Annotated in this window: 12 protein-coding genes and 2 pseudogenes; 9 read left to right on the top strand and 5 right to left on the bottom strand. The window is 63.6% G+C overall.

The features are described 5' to 3' along the window. Nucleotides 1-73: 73 nt before the first annotated feature. Nucleotides 74-242 (bottom strand): annotated as a pseudogene (locus BLT09_RS23385) (AbrB/MazE/SpoVT family DNA-binding domain-containing protein). A gap of 87 nt (nt 243-329) precedes the next feature. After that, entirely contained in the window at nt 330-1136 is an 807-nt protein-coding gene (locus BLT09_RS23380) for an SRPBCC family protein (RefSeq protein WP_091597276.1), read from the bottom strand. A gap of 446 nt (nt 1137-1582) precedes the next feature. Between BLT09_RS23380 and BLT09_RS23375 the strand changes: the two are divergent. After that, nucleotides 1583-2589 (top strand): annotated as a pseudogene (locus BLT09_RS23375) (isopenicillin N synthase family dioxygenase). A gap of 334 nt (nt 2590-2923) precedes the next feature. On the opposite strand, the gene BLT09_RS23370 reads toward BLT09_RS23375, so the two are convergent. After that, entirely contained in the window at nt 2924-3724 is an 801-nt protein-coding gene (locus BLT09_RS23370) for an IclR family transcriptional regulator (RefSeq protein ID WP_091597273.1), read from the bottom strand. Nucleotides 3725-3965: 241 nt separating this feature from the next. Between BLT09_RS23370 and BLT09_RS23365 the strand changes: the two genes are divergently transcribed. Genes BLT09_RS23365 through BLT09_RS23350 form a run of 4 tightly spaced genes read left to right on the top strand, consistent with a single transcriptional unit; the run spans nt 3966 to nt 8476 of the window. Continuing rightward, nucleotides 3966-5018 (top strand): ABC transporter substrate-binding protein, encoded by a 1053-nt coding sequence (locus BLT09_RS23365; protein WP_091597270.1) that lies wholly within the window; start codon nt 3966-3968, stop codon nt 5016-5018. Between the two features lie 19 nt (nt 5019-5037). Then, entirely contained in the window at nt 5038-6546 is a 1509-nt protein-coding gene (locus tag BLT09_RS23360) for a sugar ABC transporter ATP-binding protein (RefSeq protein ID WP_091597267.1), read from the top strand. A 5-nt stretch (nt 6547-6551) separates the two neighbouring features. After that, nucleotides 6552-7508 carry an ABC transporter permease gene (locus tag BLT09_RS23355; RefSeq protein WP_413468425.1) on the top strand — a complete coding sequence of 319 codons (957 nt, stop codon included), beginning with the start codon at nt 6552-6554 and terminating at the stop codon, nt 7506-7508. Further along, entirely contained in the window at nt 7505-8476 is a 972-nt protein-coding gene (locus tag BLT09_RS23350) for an ABC transporter permease (protein WP_208602530.1), read from the top strand. Before BLT09_RS23355 ends, BLT09_RS23350 begins: the two co-directional genes overlap by 4 nt. On the opposite strand, the gene BLT09_RS23345 is transcribed toward BLT09_RS23350, so the two are convergent. Beyond that, nucleotides 8450-9391, bottom strand: a complete 942-nt coding sequence (locus tag BLT09_RS23345) for an amidohydrolase family protein (RefSeq protein WP_091597505.1) — start codon at nt 9389-9391, stop codon at nt 8450-8452. The two genes, BLT09_RS23350 and BLT09_RS23345, sit on opposite strands and share 27 nt — an antisense overlap. A gap of 74 nt (nt 9392-9465) precedes the next feature. On the opposite strand from BLT09_RS23345, the gene BLT09_RS23340 reads away from it, so the two are divergent. The 4 genes from BLT09_RS23340 to BLT09_RS23325 are packed head-to-tail and all read left to right on the top strand — an operon-like array spanning nt 9466 to nt 13430. Beyond that, nucleotides 9466-10785, top strand: coding sequence for an alanine racemase (locus BLT09_RS23340; protein WP_091597261.1), 1320 nt, complete (start codon nt 9466-9468; stop codon nt 10783-10785). Between the two features lie 44 nt (nt 10786-10829). Further along, nucleotides 10830-11174: a RidA family protein gene (locus BLT09_RS23335; protein ID WP_091597258.1), complete on the top strand. Its 345-nt coding sequence runs from the start codon at nt 10830-10832 to the stop codon at nt 11172-11174. A gap of 9 nt (nt 11175-11183) precedes the next feature. Then, the gene (locus BLT09_RS23330) at nt 11184-12194 is read left to right on the top strand and encodes a succinylglutamate desuccinylase/aspartoacylase family protein (RefSeq protein ID WP_091597256.1); all 1011 of its coding nucleotides are present in this window, start codon (nt 11184-11186) and stop codon (nt 12192-12194) included. Nucleotides 12195-12251: 57 nt separating this feature from the next. Continuing rightward, nucleotides 12252-13430 (top strand): hypothetical protein, encoded by a 1179-nt coding sequence (locus BLT09_RS23325; protein ID WP_091597253.1) that lies wholly within the window; start codon nt 12252-12254, stop codon nt 13428-13430. Between the two features lie 295 nt (nt 13431-13725). On the opposite strand, the gene BLT09_RS23320 is transcribed toward BLT09_RS23325, so the two are convergent. After that, nucleotides 13726-16974, bottom strand: a complete 3249-nt coding sequence (locus tag BLT09_RS23320) for an AfsR/SARP family transcriptional regulator (RefSeq protein ID WP_091597250.1) — start codon at nt 16972-16974, stop codon at nt 13726-13728. Between the last annotated feature and the right edge of the window lie 142 nt (nt 16975-17116).

The raw sequence follows: 17116 nt of genomic DNA, 5'->3' as shown, positions 1-17116 counted from the left end.
GCGTCCTGTCAGCGGATCGGGGCGCCGCTTTCACAGCAGTATCGTTCCGACAGCCGAATTGCGGTCGAAGAAGCTAGAGGGCATTCGCCTCATCCCGGTCGAACTTGAAATCGGCGGGAAGGCGGCCGCGGAAGGCGCGAAGCCGCTTCAGCAATCTCATCGCCTTCCCTGAGTTCGAGGGCCTCGACCACAACGGCGGGAAGACGGATGGCGAGGCTGTTGCCCCACCTGGCGACCTTCATCACACTCTCCCTATGCATTGCATATGCGCCATGGTTGGGCGCTGCCCGGGCGGCCGACCTTCTGGCCGGCCGATCCAGTAGCATCCGTCAGCCCGGATGCTTGAAGGTTTCGCCAAACCAGTTCCGCCACTTGGGCTCGCCCTCGGCGGCGCGCTGTTCGGCGTCGTCGCCATAAAGATACAGGGCCATGCTGGCATTTGCGCTGCCATCGATATCATAGGTTCCGATCAGGGCAATGCCGGGAGCAGGTGCAGTCAGGCGCAGCGCGATGAAGCGCTGCTTGTCGTCCTGCCGCACGCGTTCGACTATGCCGGATAGTCTCTCCGGCTGCAGCGGTCCATTCCGCCGCTCGCCGACATTTGCGCCGGCCAGTCCGAGCGTCTCTGTAAGTTGCCTCCAAATCGAGAGTTGGTCGGCCTTCGTGCGGGCCATGACGCTGAAGCTGGCGGCGTTTTCGCCGGCGAAATGCGAAAGGTAAATGCGCAGCACCTCGAAAAAGCCGGGCCAGCCGCTCTCGAACCCTTCCAGCTGGTCATCCCAATCGTCGGTCGAGGCAAACAGCGAATGGACCATGCGGACAACGCAACGATCACCCGACCGGCTGGTCACGGTGATCTCCGTTGCGACAGGCGGGGCGCCTTCGCTCCAGTCGCGTTCGACATAGCCGAAACGGAACGGCGGCTCCCAAATCGTCACTTCGCCGGTGGACGCGCCATTGGGACCGAAGTCGAAATGAAGCCTGCCGCCGACATGTTCGTCGATCGTGGTTTTTGTGAACCAGGCAGTGTTGCCGGGACCCGTCGCAATGGCCCGCCACACCTGCTCGGGTGTGCCGGGCGTGATGAACTCCATTTCGACCCAACGCTTTCCGGTTTCATCTTTCTTGATCGGCATGGGAACTCCTTTCAGGGTTTGGCGTCCTCACGGTCGGGGCCGGGTGCGGTACGACGGCACTACGAGCCGATTCGGCCGCCCGTCAAAGCTCAAGCATACTCATTTTCGTCTTGACAAAATATTTTGTCAAGACGCGCGCTGATGGCCGAAAGCGGCTATGGCGCGTCGTCGCCGTGTCGTGTGATCTGAGCGTTCGCAATCGAGCCGAATTCATGAAGAGAGGGCGAACCTGAGACCGCAGAACTTTTAATGCAATGACATTGCAGCGCCTTGGCGTGAGTGCGCCATGGAACAGCCGTTCGGACGTTATTTGCCTGCCGGCCGCCAAACGCAGCGCTGACTTTCCGCCAATGGCATCGAGATTGGATCGAGCGTTGCTTTGATCGCAACAACCTGCGTGTCACCGTAAAAGCCTGATCCAAGCCTGAGGCAGGAGGAGGTTGACCATGGCCAGGATTGTACCCGTGCTCGATCTCAGCCGTCTCGAACAGGGCGCGTCGGAGCGTCGGACCTTTCTGTTCGATCTGCGCACGGCGGCCCGCGATGTCGGCTTCTTCTATCTCAGCGGCCATGGAATTTCGGCTGTGGAGATCGACGAGGTGCTCGACGCCTCGCGCCGGTTCTTTGCCTTGCCGGAAGCCGACAAGCTGGCCATCGAAATGGTCAAGTCCCCCCAATTCCGCGGCTACACGCGCACCGGTGGCGAACTGACCAGGGGCAAGGCCGATTGGCGCGAACAGCTCGACATCGGCGTCGAGCGTCGGGGCCGGGCATTCCTGCCTGGACGCGGCTGCAAGGGCCGAACCAATGGCCTTCGGCCCTGCCGCAACTCAAGCCGGCACTGCTGGCATGGCAGACCAGGGCGACGGCGGTGGCAGTCCGCCTGCTGAAGGCCTTCGCGCTGTCGCTCGACCAGGCCGAGGATGCTTTCGATCCGATCTATAGCGGTGAGCCCAACCATCGCATGAAGATCGTGCGCTATCCCGGGCGCGACACAACCGGCGGCGACCAGGGTGTCGGCGCACACAAGGACGGCGGTTTCCTGACGCTCCTGCTTCAGGACGACAACAAGGGGCTGCAGGTCGAATATGACGGAAGCTGGGTGAATGTGGATCCGATCCCCGGAACGCTGGTGGTCAACATCGGCGAACTCCTCGAACTGGCATCGAACGGCTATCTCAGGGCAACGGTTCACCGTGTCGTGACGCCGTCGGCCGGTGTCGAGCGGATTTCCGTTCCGTTCTTCTTCAGCGCCCGGCTCGACGCGACGATCCCGCTGCTGACCCTGCCTGAAGAACTGGCTGCCGAGGCGCGCGGACCGGCGAGCGATCCGGACAATCCGCTGTTTCGCGACGTCGGCACCAATGTGCTGAAAAGTCGCCTGCGCTCGCATCCTGACGTGGCGCGCCGGCACTATGCCGATCTCCTTGAGACAAGGGCATCACCCGGCTGAAGACGTCAGAGCAAATAGAACAGGAATTTTCGCTATCCCGCCGGCTTTTGGAATTTTGTTCGTCCCCAACCCGCTCAAACAAGCTCAAACAGGTAACACCGTTCGGCGGTTTCCTCCCATTCCCCTGAACGGCATTCCCCTCTGAAGGTTGTAACCTTCTTTTGACCGGGCCGTATTCGAGCCCGGCCATTTTTTTCCGCGCTCCCTTGGCGAAGGCGCCAGAGCCGATTCTTCAAAAAGCGCGTCATAAGGAATTCACGCGACGCGGTTTAAGTTCTTTGTTTTTATGCATGTCGTCATCCCAAAACCGCTGCGCACTTTTGGGCGAAATGCGTTAGCTTCCCGCCAACGACAATCCACGGGCGCGTTCGCACAGTAGGGCAAGCAATTCGCTGCGCCGCGCTTCCGGTGTGTCGACCGGCAACACGAAGCAAAGAGTCTTGTTGATGGCGCCGTAGCTATCGCGGATGGGCGCGGCCATGCACCACGTGAAGCGGTCGGCGAGGGCGACGGTCTCGCTGAAACCTTGCCGGCGGGCCAGGGCGACATCGCTGAAGAATTCGGCTGGCGCAATGACGCGGCCGTCGGGCAGCTTGTAGTCGCCAGGCGGGATGAAGTCCTTCAGCTCTTCCTCGCTCATATGGCCGAGCAGGAGCCGCCCGGACGCCGTCCAAGGGATCGGCACCTCGACCCCGACATCGCTTGAAATCCGGAACGGGCCGGATGAGTCCCGGCAATCGAGAACGATATATTTGTTTCCGCGCAGGCCGCACAGTTGCACGGTCTCGCCGGTCTCCGCCGCCATCTTGTCCAGCGTCTCGATAATGCGCCGGTAGTGGGCGTTGTGATGCGAGTAGGCCCAGCCGAACAGATGCATAGCCCGACCGAAATAGACGTAGCCTTCCGTCCCGACGTTTTCGAGCATTTCGGCTTCGAGCAGGCTGTTGACGATTTCGTAAGTGGTCGAACGCGGTGCGCCGATCATCTTGGCGATGTCGCCGACGCGCATCGGCGCGCGGTGCCGCAAAAGCGCTTCCAGCAGCATGATGACGCGGTCGATGCCGCGGCGGCGTTCGCCATTGCGCGGCTCGGCGCCGGCTTCCGTTTCGATCAGACCAGTAGCTCCATCGCTCATGTCGGCCGCATCCGCGTAAAAATCAATTCGGCCCTCGTCTCAAGACGCTTGAAAGATGTCAAGGCTCAGTCTAGCATCCCATTTGTCTGATATACAGACCAATTGTCTGAAATATCAGACAATAACGAGCCAGGCGCAGAACGTTCTGACGAGAAAAACAGGCGGTTTCCGGATGCGGCAACCGGCGGGTTTTCTCGTCCGGACCCCGCACGTCCAGGCATAACCTCAGAAGGGAACAATCATGACGAAATCATCGTTTTTCGCATCCGCCAGCGCCCTTTGCCTCGGTCTCCTACTAAGCCTCGGCGCCGGTTCGCAGGCCAATGCGGCCGCCAAATGCATCAAGGGCGACCGCAAGGCGCCGTACACGATCGGCTGGGCCAACATTTATTCAGTGCCGACCTGGATGAAGCAGACACAGGGCACGATCGAAGCCGAGGTCGAGACCCTGAAGAAGCAGGGGCTGGTCGACAAGCTTGTCGTAACCGACGCCCAGGGCGACGCAAACGTCCAGATCCAGCAGATCCAGTCGATGATCGATTCCGACGTTGACGCCATCATCCTGATTGCCGGCTCGTCGACCGCGCCGGCGCGTGTGCTGGCGGACGCCTGCGCCAAGGGCATCGCCATCATCAACTTCGACAGCCTCGTCGACACCGACCAGGTGACCGCCAAGGTCAACACCGATTCCGCCCAGTGGGGCGATCAGGCGGCCAAGTTCCTGATCGACGCGATCGGCGGCAAGGGCAAGATCCTCATCCTCAACGGCCCTGCCGGCGTTTCGGTCAGCGACGATCGGCGCAAAGGCGCTGACGCGGCGCTCAAAGCCCATCCTGACGTGACGGTCCTTGCCGAGACCAATACACCCTACAATGTCGCGCCTGCACAGGAAGCCGTCACCAGCCTGCTGTTCGCCAATCCCGAGATCGACGGGATACTGTCGCTCGGCGGCGCCTTGTCGGCGGGCGCGGTGCTCGCCCTCGACAAGCAGGGCCGCGAACAAGTGCCGATCACCGGCGAGAATGCCCGCCAATTCCTCGAACTCTGGAAGGAAAAGGGCCTCAAGAGCTGGGCAACCATGCAGCCGAACTGGCTCGGCGCTTTCGCCACCTACACCGCCGTTCAGGCGCTGGAAGGCAAGGATGTGCCGGCTTTTGTCAAGATCCCGCTGCCGGTGATCGACAATTCCAATATCGATCAGTACCTCGCACGGGCGGCCGACTTTCCGGCCGACGGCTATATCTATTCGCCCTACGACGAGGAGTTGTTCAAGAAACTTCTGGCTGAGCAATAAGCCTGAAAGGTCGCAGAAAGTGCTGGCCACGGCTCCGCTTCTTGCCGCGCGGGGGGTGTCGAAGTCCTTCTTCGGCAATCCCGTCCTGCGCGATGTTTCCATCGCTCTCCAGCCGGGCCGCGTGCATGCGCTGCTCGGCGAGAACGGCGCCGGAAAGTCGACGCTGATCAACCTTTTGTCCGGTGCCTTGCGCCCGGACGGCGGGGCGATCGAGGTCGATGGGCGCCCGGTGCCGCGCATGAGCCCTGCCTATGCGCAACAGGCAGGGATTGCCGTCGTCCAGCAGGAACTCAGCCTGACGGCCAGCCTCTCCATCGCCGAGAACATCGGCCTTGGCGCCTATCCGCGCCGGTTCGGTTTGCTCGACTATCCCGAACTCGCAGTGCGGGCCAGGGCAGCATGCGATCTTGTCGGACTTCACGAACCGCTCTCGATGCCGGTCGGACAATTGTCGCTTGGCCGCCGGCAGATGGTGGAGATCGCCAAGGCGCTTTACCGCCGGCCGCGCGTGCTCATTCTCGACGAACCCACTTCGTCGCTTTCGGCAAACGAAACGAAAGTCCTGACGGACCTGTTGGAGAGGCTGCGCGGCGAGGGCATCGCCATTCTCTACATTTCGCACCGGCTGAACGAAGTCATGGCGCTGTGCCAGCACGTCACCGTCCTGAAGGACGGCACCTGCACGGCGGACCGCACCCTGGAAGGAACCGACGCCAGAGGACTGGTACGGCTGATGGTCGGGCGCGACCCCGGCGATCTCTTTCCGCATTGGCAGCCTTCGGCATCGGCTGCCAACGCCATTTCGGTTCGCAATTTTTCGGCCGGCCTGATGCGCGACGTCGATCTCGACATCAGGACGGGTGAGGTGCTTGGCATCGGAGGCCTGGTCGGGCAAGGGCAGGAAGATTTGCTGCTCGGCCTCTACGGTGCCATTCCGGCCAGGACGGCATCCGCGATCGTTAAGGGGGCTTCGGGTTTGCCCAGCGGTGTGCCGAAAGCCAACGCGCTTGGCCTCGCCTATGTCCCGGCCGACCGCAAGCGCGAGGGCCTGCACCTGATCCATTCCATCATCACCAACATGATGCTGCCCACTTTCGCAAGACTGCCGGCGCTGAAGCTGCGCAGCCGCCGTGCCGAGCGCGAGACGGCAAGAGGTCTCGCTGCCCAGCTTGGTATCAAGGGCGACCTCGACCGGCCGGCGCAGGCCCTCTCGGGCGGCAACCAGCAGAAGGTCGCGCTGGCGAAATGGATGCCGCACGACCCGCTTGTGCTTCTCCTCAATGACCCGACGCGCGGCGTCGATGTCGAGACCAAGCGCGAAATCTACATGATGCTTCGCAACTTCGCCGCCGCCGGCAAGGCGGTCGTGCTGCTCAGTTCCGACACACCCGAACTGGTGCACCTTTGCGACCGCGTCGCGGTGGTCCGGGAGGGTCACATCGTTGCCATGCTCAAGCGCGGCGCGCTGAGCGAGGAAGCGATCGTTTCCGCCGCGATGGGCGCCGAACAGCGAAAGGTGGCGGCGTGAATACGGTGGCTCCCTCAGGGCAAGCCGGCGCTCTCTACTGGCCGGTTCAACTGCGCCGCAATGTCGGCGTGCGCAGCCTGTTCGCCGTGGTTATGGCGTTCCTCGTCGCCTATGGCTTCCTCTTTCCTGGCCTCTTGACCGCCTCCGGCTTCGCCAAATTCACCCAGAGCTGGTTTCCGCTGGCGCTGGTCGCCATGGCCCAGGCGATCCTCATGCTCACTGGTGGCATCAGCCTGGCGATCGGCGCAATGGTCAGCCTGGGCGCGGTGATCGCCGCGACGACGATGACCGGGCCGCTGGGCATAGCCGGCGGTGCCGCTGCGGTGGCGCTGACCGGTGTCGGCATCGGTGCCGCAACCGGGTTCATTGTCGTGAAACTTCGGTTGCCGGCGATCGTGGTGACGCTCGCCGGCTCCTTCATCATCGGCGGTGCTGCGCTGCTCATCCTGCCGAGACCCGGCGGCGCCATTCCGGAATGGCTGTCGGACCTGCTTGCCGGCAACACGCCCGCAGCCTTCGTGCTGCTGATGCTCATAGTCCTTCTGTGGAAGCTCTATCTCGCCACGCCGCTTGGTTTGAGCCTCTATGCTGCCGGCGAGAATCCCGTCGGCGCCTATCGCTCCGGCGTGCCGGTCGATGGCGCACGGATAGCGGCTTACGCGATCAGTGGCCTGCTTTGCACAGGCGCCGGTCTGTTCGTTGCCGCGCAAACGGGTTCGGGTGATCCGGTCATCGGCACGGCCTTCACGCTGAATTCCATCGCCGCCGCCGTGCTCGGCGGCATCGGCTTCCTCGGCGGTCAAGGCACGATGCGCGGCGCTCTTGCCGGCAGCCTGCTGCTCAGCCTGATGATCAGTGTGATGTTCTTCCTCGGCTTCACGCCGGTCGCCCAGTATGTCGCACAAGGTCTCATCATCATCGGGGCGGTCGCCACCCCGCAATTCCGCAAGGTGCAGCAATGACAGCATGGAAAGAGAGCGCAGGCGGCAGGCGCGCCCTGACAATCCTGCGCAGCCGGCCTTTTCTCACCGTTGCCATCGTTGCCGCGGTGTGGATCGTCGCGAGCTTCGTTTCGCGTGGCTTCGGCGCCTATGGCCATTTGCGCTATCTGGTCGAACTGGCCGCGGTAATTGGCCTGGTTGCGGCGGGCCAGACCTTCGTGGTGATTGCCGGTGGCATCGACCTTTCCGTCGCGGCTATCGTCACAGTGAGCGCCGTCAGCCTGCCGCTGCTGTCGTGGCAGGGGGATCCGACCGGGCTCACCGCCGTCCTTGCCGTCCTTGCGCTGACGACGACAATCGGTCTGGTGAACGGGCTGGGCGTGGCGCTGTTGCGCGTCCATCCGATGATCATGACCCTGGCCATGGCGACATTCCTGCAGGGTCTGCTGATCATTATCGCCGGCGGCAGCGCCGTGACCGCCGAAAACCCGCTGGTCCGCTGGCTCGGCAATGCGCGGCCGGCCGGTATTCCCGCAGGTGTGCTCTTGTGGGTGGCCGTCTCCGTGATCGTTCTGGCCGCAATGCATGCCACATCCTTTGGCGCACGGCTCTTCGCCATGGGCGCCAATCCGCTCGCCGCGGCACTGTCGGGGGTTCCAGTAACCTCGACGACGCTGGCGGTCTACGGCATCAGCGGCTTCAATTCAGGGCTTGCGGGCGTGCTGGTGCTCGGCATGAACGGGCAAGGCTATGTCGGGATCGGCGATCCCTATCTGCTCGCCTCGATTGCGGCCGTGGTGCTCGGCGGCACCTCGATCCTCGGCGGGCTCGGCACCTATGCCGGCACCATCCCCGGCGCCATCCTGCTGGTCACGATCACGGCTCTCATAACCGTCGTCAACGCATCGCCGGGCTGGCGCAGCATCCTGTTCGGTTCGCTGATCCTGGGGCTGCTGCTTCTCTCAGGCAGGGAGCAGGCCCGCCGATGACATATCGTCCAGCCGGTAGATGCGCCTTGCATTGTCGAAGAACAACGCCGTCTGCTCGTCTGCGGAAAGCTCCCCGGCAATGGCCTTGAAGCTGTCATATACGGCATCGAACGATGCGTGCAGACCGGCCACCGGGAAGTCACTGCCGAACATCGCGCGCTGCGTGCCGAAACAGTCGATGCAATGCATGACAACCGGCTTCAGGCTGTCGAGCGTCCAATCATGATCGTAGGCGACCAGATCCGATATCTTGATGGCGACGTTGTCGCGCTCCGACAAAAGCCGAAGTGCTTCACGCCACGTCCGCATTCCGTCGGCGTCACGGTCGATCGGGCTGCCGCAGTGGTTGAGAACAAAGAGCTGGTTCGGATAGGCGGCCGCGAGGTGCGCGGCACCAGCGAGTTGGCGCGGAAACACCATCAGATCGAAGACCAGCCGATGGCCGGCAAGCAGGGCCAGGCCGGCGCGCCAGGCCGGATCGTTCATGATCCCGTCACGGGCAGCGAAACGGCGGGCAGGATCTGGATCCCAGCTCAATATGTCGCGCACGCCGACGACACGGTCGAATGCCGCCTGCGCCTCGACCAGCGCCGGCGCTTGGCGGTTCGCCAGCGGGACGTGAACGACGTAGCGGGCCGCCACACCCCGCGACTTGTCGAGCGTTTCAAGCCACCGCGTTTCGCCGACGCAGTCGTCCCCGGCCCAACCGGCTTCGACATGAACGGTGGCGACGACATTGTGCCGGCTGGCGTCGCGCAAATAATCCTCAGGAAGATAGTTTCGCCGCAACGGGCCAAGCTCGCCCAGGCCGCCGCGCTCGCCAGCCGTTGTGGCGAGCCAGGGGTGGCGGCCGAGGCCGAGATCCCAAAGATGATGGTGGGCATCGATGATCGGTCCGGAGTAAAGCTTTGACACGCATCCCTCTGCTTTGGCCGGCATCGGAAATCGATCCGGGCTTCATCCTGCGAAGGCGAAAGGACTAGCATCGGATGACCGAAAACTCACCCGTGCCGGGGCTCGCGATCCGTGAAAATTTCCTGCTCGACGATCGCATCCGCGGCGTGCCGCCCGGCACCTTCGGGCTGGACAGCAGCCTTGTCGCATCTGAGCGCTGGCATCCGGCTGACGGGCGCATGTCGTTGCCGGTGTTGACCCTCGACGAGGAGGCCTTCATCGCCAATAGTGATCTGTTTCTGCGCTACGCGCGCGAACAGGGCGCGATGATCGCGCCGCATGCCAAGACCCCGATGGCGCCCGACCTTGCCCGATCGTTGGTAGAGGCCGGAGCATGGGGAACTACCGTCGCGGATATCAGACAAGCCGCGGTGATGCTCAGGGCCGGCCTCACACGACTGATCATCGCCAACGAGGTTGGTGGATCAGGAGGTGCGAACCGGCTCGCGGCGCTGGTTGCCGCCTGGCCAGGCGTCGAGCCCTTCGTCTTCGCCGACTCCGTCGCTGCCGTGAAAGCGCTCGCCGAAGCCTGGCGGGCCAATGGAATGCTGCCGCCGTTGCGCGTGCTCGTCGAACTCGGTGCGGGGAGGGCAGGCGCGCGGACCACGACGCAAGCCGAGGCGATCGCCGATGCAGTTGATGCGGCCGGCGGACGGCTGCTGATCGCCGGCGTCGCAGCCTACGAAGGTGCCGCGGCGCAACCCGATCCTGGCCGCACTGATGCGGCGATCTCGGCTCTGCTGGCGATGACCGCCGACATGTTCCTGCGGCTGCGCGCCCGCGTCGGCGGCGACGTGCCGCTGGTCGTCACGGCCGGCGGCTCTGTGTTCTTCGACAAAGTGGTCGCAGCACTTTCGCCCACCGTTTCCAGGGACAGCAATGCGACGCTGGTGTTGCGCAGCGGCGCCATCTTCTTCCACGACCATGGCATCTATGACCGCTCGCTTGTTGCACTCGATGCCCGCAAGGGTTTTGCGGTCGGCGGCGTCGGTGCTTCCGCACGAAATTCGTTTCGTCCGGCTTTGCGCCTGTGGGCCGAGGTGCTGTCGCGGCCGGAGGCCGGCCTTGCGATATGCGGCATGGGCATGCGCGACGTGTCGTTCGATCAGGGCTTTCCGATGGTGCTCGCGGTCTTCCGGGCCGGGAAGCCGCTGCCGATACCACGCGCCGAGGTCTTCAAGCTCAACGACCAGCACGCCTTCCTGACAATCGCGCCGGGCGACGACATTGCCGTTGGCGACGTCGTTGAATTCGGCATCTCCCATCCCTGCACCTGCCTCGATCGCTATCGCGTGATCTTCGGCGTCGACGCGGCCGGGCATGTCCGCCACGCCTTTCCCACCTATTTCGGCTGACCGGAGCTTGCGGCGGCCCCAAAGAAACCTCGAAAGGATCCGATATGATCAAGTATTTCCAGTCCGGCTCCCGCATGTCGCAGGCGGTCGTCTATGGCGGCCTCGTCCACATCGCAGGCCAGGTAGCCGACAATCGCAAGGCCGGCATCGAAGACCAGACCAGCGATGTGCTCTCAAAGATCGAGGGGCTTTTGGTCGAGGCCGGCAGCAGCAAGTCAAAGCTTGTGGCGGTCAACGTCTTCCTGCCGCAGATCGGCGACTTCGACGCCATGAACAGCGTCTACGATGCCTGGGTGGATCCTCAACGCCTGCCGGCGCGGGCCTGCGTCGAGGCGCGTCTCGCCGATCCCGACCTACGCATCGAGGTCACCGCGATCGCCGCCGCCTGAGTTGCCGCCATGCACACCGGCCTCACCCATACGCTCGACTTCGACCGGGACGGCAAGACATCAGGTTATCTCAGCATTCCGTTCTCGATAGACCGTTCGCCCTATTTCCAGGTCAAGGTCCCGATCTGCCTCATACGCAACGGTGAAGGCCCGTCGCTGCTTCTGATGGCCGGCAATCACGGTGACGAATATGAGGGCGAGCTGTCGCTGGCAAAGCTGATCCGCCGGCTCGATCCCAAGCGGCTCAAGGGCCGCGTCACCGTCCTGCCGATGGCGAACGCACCGGCGGTCATGGCCGCCAAACGCTGTTCGCCGCTCGATGGCGGCAATCTCAACCGCGCCTTTCCCGGCGATCCGTCGGGCGCGCCGACAAGCCGGCTTGCCAATTTCCTGGAGACGGAACTGTTTCCCCGCCACGACGTCATCTTCGATATTCATTCGGGCGGCACCTCGATGGAGCATCTTCCCACGGCGCTCATCGAGCGCAATACCGATCCCGACAGGCATGGGCGCGGGGTGGAGCTGATGCGGGCGCTCGGCATGCCGTACGGGTTCGTGGCCAACAATGGTCAGGCCTCGCCAACCTCGATGGGCGCAGCCCGCCGGGCCGGTGCCATCGGCGTCAGCGGCGAGTTCGGCGGCGGCGGCACTGCCACAGTCGATACGATGGCGATTACCGCTCGCGCGATCGACAGTCTGATGGTCGCCACCGGCGTGGTCGAGGCGCCGGTTCTCGCGCCGGAGTCGAAGCCTTCGGCGCCGACGCGATTGCTCTCGCTTTCCCGGCACAGTCAGGGCCTCTACGCCACCCGCCGCGGCTGGTTCGAACCCGCCGTCAGGCTCGGCGACGGCGTGAGCGCCGGACAATTGGCCGGCTGGTATCACGACCTCGAGCGGCTCGATCTGGCCGAGGAGGCCCTGCATTTCGCCGAAAGCGGTATCGTACTTTCGCGCCGGCTGCACACGATGTGCGAGGCAGGAGATTGCCTTTTGCAGATCGCCGAACCGGTGGAAGGCTGACAGGGAAACCAACCGGCGTTTGCTCACGGCGCCATTGCAGAAAACCGAGGATATTTCATGCAGCTTTCGATGTGGACCTACCCCTGGGATGTCCAGGATCTGGGCTTGGAGACAGTCGAACGCGATCTCGTCGAGCGCGCCAGGCTCAACATGATCAGTCTCGCGACCTCCTATCATGCCGGTCGCTTCCTGCAGCCGCGCAGCCCACGCCGCAAAGCCTATTTCCCGGAGGACGGCACGATCTACTTCAAGCCAACCGCCGCCCGATGGGCCGATCTCGTGATCCAGCCGAAGGTGGCCGAAATGATCACGGAACGTGGCGACGTTCTGGCCGAACTTATCCAACGGCGCGAGGCAGGCGGCCTCCAGGTGTCGTGCTGGACGGTCTGCCTGCACAATACCCGCCTCGGCATGCTTTATCCGCAGGCCGTCACCCGCAACGCCTTTGGCGATCCCAATTATTACAATCTGTGCCCGTCGCATCCGGATGCGCGCGCTTATGTCCGCGCGCTCGTCGCCGACGTTACGCACACTTATAAGCCCGACAGAATCGAACTTGAAAGCCCGTCCTTCATGGGCTTTGCCCATGAATACCATCATGAGAAGGATGGTGTCGGGCTGACGCCGGAAGACGACTTTCTTCTGTCGCTGTGCTTCTGTCCGTCCTGCCTCGCCCGCGCCGCTTGTGCCGGCATCGAAGGCCAGGCGGCGCGTGACCTCGTCAAGCAGTGGATTGCCGAGGCGTGCGAGCGCGCGGTGCCTGAACGGCGCTTTCCAGAATTTCCCGCAAGTGGCCTCGACACCTTTTTGCCCTGGCCGCATCTCCACGCCTATCTGTTGTGGCGGTTCGAGCCGGTGACCAGTCTTGTCGCCGAACTGCGCGAGGTTGCCGATCCGGGGACCCGTGTCCTCGTCATCGACCTGCGAGACGGCTGGCTCGGCGGCTGCGATCTGGCAGCGCTCGGCAAGGTTTGCGACGGGGCGATCCTTTGTGCCTACGACATGCAGGCCGGCGACGTGACGGGCCTTATGGCGGCTGGCCGCACCGCGCTCGGGGCAGAGAAATTCCTCGGCGCCGGCTACCGGCTCTTTTATCCGGAAATGGCAGGCCCTGAAATTCTCGCCGCCAAGGTGAAACCGGCGCTGGCGCCGGACGTCGACGGTATCAATTTTTACAATTACGGCCTTGTCCCCGCCGCACGACTCGATTGGGTGCGTGCAGCACGACCTGGCTGAACAAAACGATCCGTGTGCCGCAGTCGAAAGCGCGTCGCGGCTGAATGGATTCATGCGAGGCGCTTTAAGTCATTGTTATGCATGACAGCGCTGTCCTGCCTCGCGACCTGTCATTTCCCTTGGCTCCATCACCTCGTGCTATCCAGGCCGGGCTGACGCGCAGCGAGAGGATGGACGCGATCGCTGGCCTCGTTTTGAACCTGGCAGCCCTTAGCAAACACCCTGCTCGGAGATTGAGGGGGCTGCCAGACCGACGATAGCCCGGTGTTTCGCCAGGCAGCGCATGACACCGTCTTCAGCGCGTGTGCCGCACAAGATAGGGTTCGACCAAGGCGCGTATTTCCGCAGCGGGTTCCGCTTCGCCGGCGGCGCGCAGCGCCCGTTCGTAGCGTGCATAGTCGTCGACCGCGCCTTCGAAATCACCGCGCGACAGCCGCTCCTTGATCAGCGCCTTGCAGACGGGGCCGGCATCCGGATAGAGGTCCAACGCCCTCAAATAGATCGAGCGCGCTTCCTGGGTGTTGCCGGATGTCTCCAGCCGCTGGCCGATCCGCAATCCAAGATCGACCAGATCGCGACGCACTTTTTCAGCGGCGGCGAACGACCAGAAGCTGGCTCGCTCGTGCAGAAACAGCGGACCGGGGAATGCGAGGAAGAGCGCTTCCGCTTCCGGTCGCAGCCCGGCCGCCTCGCCATTGGCTGTCGTCACGGATTTGAGCCGTGCATCCCAGTCGGCGAGGTCGACCCAGACCTTGTCCGACGCGAGGCGAAGCTTGCCTTCGCGCTGAACGATGAGGTCGGTCCGCCCGAGCAGCTTGCGCAGCCGATGCAGCGCCTGCTCGCATGCCGCCCGCGCCTGGTCGCCGTCGAGGTCGGGCCACAGCCAGTCCTGAACGGTCTCCAGCGAGCAGGTGTTCTCTTTCGAGATCGCCAGTACCCGCAGGATGTCGAGAGCCTTCGTCGGTGGCTTGGCGCCGAGATTAAGAGGGTTTCCATCGAGTTCGAGCCGAAAGCCTCCGAGGACGTGGACCTTGAGCGGCCATGGCCAGGCCGCGGGCCGCCGTTGCGGCGCGTCCAATCGGCGTTCCCGGATAAGCGACCAGCAAAGCTTGGGCTCGATGCCGCGCTCAAGCGCATCGCCAAGCAGTTCGGCGAGCAATTCCGGAACGTTGAGGAGCACCATTGGCCAGCTGACGTCGCGCAGCGCCTCCATGAAGACCTTCAGCTGATTGCCGTAGCGTGGACCCTGGTCGCACAGGCTCTCCAGCGCGGCCGCTGCGAGAATGCATATTTCGGTTCGCTTGCGGGCGCCGCCATCCAGCCGCGGCAGCAGGTCGCTGAGTAGCGCTGCGGCTTCGCGTGGCTTCCTGTCGGCGAGAAGCACCTGGAACTTCGTGATGCAGTGCGCCCAGCGCTCGACCATCGGCTCGTTGGCGGCCTCGCTCGCCGCCATGAAGCGCTCGCAATCCTCATAGGCGGCCGCGAAATCGCCTTGCCTGGCATGAAGCGCGGCATAGCAATTGGCGACGATGGCGACCTGTGTGCTGAAACGGCTGTCGGCGATCTCGGCCAGGCGCTCGACCACCTGGTCTAGCTCGGCAAAGTCGTTGCGGAACTTCATCTGCATCTGAAGATGATACAGGCCACCGAACTCCACACCCTTGAGCGACTCGCGCTCGCCAATCGCGATCGCCTCCCGCAACGCCGCTTCGGCCGACGGGTAGGGAAAACCCCGTCTCTTATACGGGAAGTAACGGCCGCTCTTGGCGCCAAACTCGACCAGCCACATGCCGAGCACCCAAGGCAGCACCTCCTTGTCGCTCAAATCCTCGACAACGCTGTCGACGGCCTTGGTGAACAGATCGGCCCGCATGACCGATACCGAATGCTCGATCAGCGTTTCGCTGGCAAGCAGCCGTAAGCCGCTTGGGTCGTGCTCGGGATTCCGGGTCAGCCGCTCCAGCAGTTCGGTTTCCAGCGCTTGCCCGGCCGGGCTGTTGCGGTAGTAGTCGTCGCCGAAGTTTAGCGCCCGCACCATGCCGATGCGCACCAGCATCGCTTCCTCGGAAGGCAGTTCCGGCAGGCCGCGCTCGATGATTTCGAACGCCCGGCGGGTCCAGGCCGAAAGACCCTCATAGGTGCGCCAACTGTCCGTTTTGACCAGAACCGCGCGCGACACCGTAAGACAAAGCCCGCGCTGATCGTCGGCCTCGCCAAAGGTATGCCATGCCTTCGACAGCCAGTGCTCTGCCGCGGCGTCGTTCGGCATGTGGGCCACGCCCAGCCAATAGAAATGCCAGCCGTTCATGAACGCTTCCGGCAACCGGCCGACCCATTCGATGAAGGTCGTTCGATGTCCCTGCGCCAAAACGGTCTCCGCCCGGCTCAGCATGAGCCCGCTCGCCTGGTCCCAGTCCTCTGCCTGCAAGGCGAGGTGTATGGCTTCGTCATATCGGCCGGCGTCGGCGAGCACCTTTGCCGCCCTTTGTTTGAGCGACTTCTGCTCTTCTGCCGTCACACGCTGTGCGAAGCGTCGGTCGAGGAAGTCCCGCAAGAGGTCGTGCAGGTGGAAAACGTCGCGGCTGTTTTCCGTTCGCGTGACCAGCAACTGCCGCCTGTAGAGCCTGTCGAGCAGCTTGCCCGCTTCGCTCGACCCGATCATCACGTCCGCCAGTTCGGCGCTGATTTCGGGCAGCAGATTGAGTTTCAGCAGCATGTCCTGGTCGGCGGCGGGAAGGGAAAGGAAGAAATGGCGGCCGAGAACGTCCGACAGGGCATTCTGCCCGCCGGGTGCTGTCCCGGTCGTGTCGTCAGGGCCGACCGCCGAGCCGTGATCGGCGAGGAGAACCAGCCCGATCGCCCAGCCGCGCGCCGCTTCGACATCGACTGGAACGGCGCCGTTCGTCGACCGCAGCTTGACGAAATCGCGTGCTTCCGATGTTGAGAATTCGAGCGCCCACCTGTCGACGACGGCCACTTGGCCCTTGAGGACGAGGTCGCCCAGTTCGTTGTGGGGCAGCGTGCGCGAGACGCAGATGCAGCGGACCGTGTCAGGAAGTTCACGGAACATCACCGAAAGCACCGCCCGGAATTCGGGCGTGTCGGCGTCCTGCAAATCGTCGAGGACCAGAATGGTGCCGGGCTTCAACCGCGCGAAATAGGCTCTGAAGAAGCGCCTGGCGAATTCCTTCGGCTGCTCGGCATACTCGACGCCGAACACCGGCATGTTTCCAACCGCGGGTGAGGCGAGTGACTGCGCCAGATATTGAAAGAAGCGCGCGATATCCTGGTCGCCCTCGTCGATGCGGAACCACACATGCGGTGCCGCGACGCTTTCGAGGTAGTCGATGACCGCCGTCGTCTTGCCGTAGCCGGCCGGCGCGGCCACCCAGCATACGCTCGAACGCGATTTTTGACCGATCGCTTCGAGAACGCGGTTCCGCCTCAATATCCTGGCGCTGCGCGGCGCCGCCAGCTTGGCGATCCGGCCTGTGCCCGAGAGCGGGCGCCTCGCATCGGCGTCAATGGCGTCCAGGGCGGTCATCGGGGCTCCCGCTCGACCAATCATCGAGCGTCGGGTCGTGCCGTGATGACCGTCCCGCCGCCCAGATTGACCTTAGGGTAGCGCAATCGTGCGACAATTCGTAGGGGCTTCGGAGATGAAGCGGCAACGGCCTGTTGCAAGC

This window comes from Mesorhizobium muleiense, assembly GCF_900099905.1.
Lineage (GTDB): Bacteria > Pseudomonadota > Alphaproteobacteria > Rhizobiales > Rhizobiaceae > Mesorhizobium > Mesorhizobium muleiense.
This window is presented reverse-complemented; position numbering and strand designations above follow the sequence as displayed.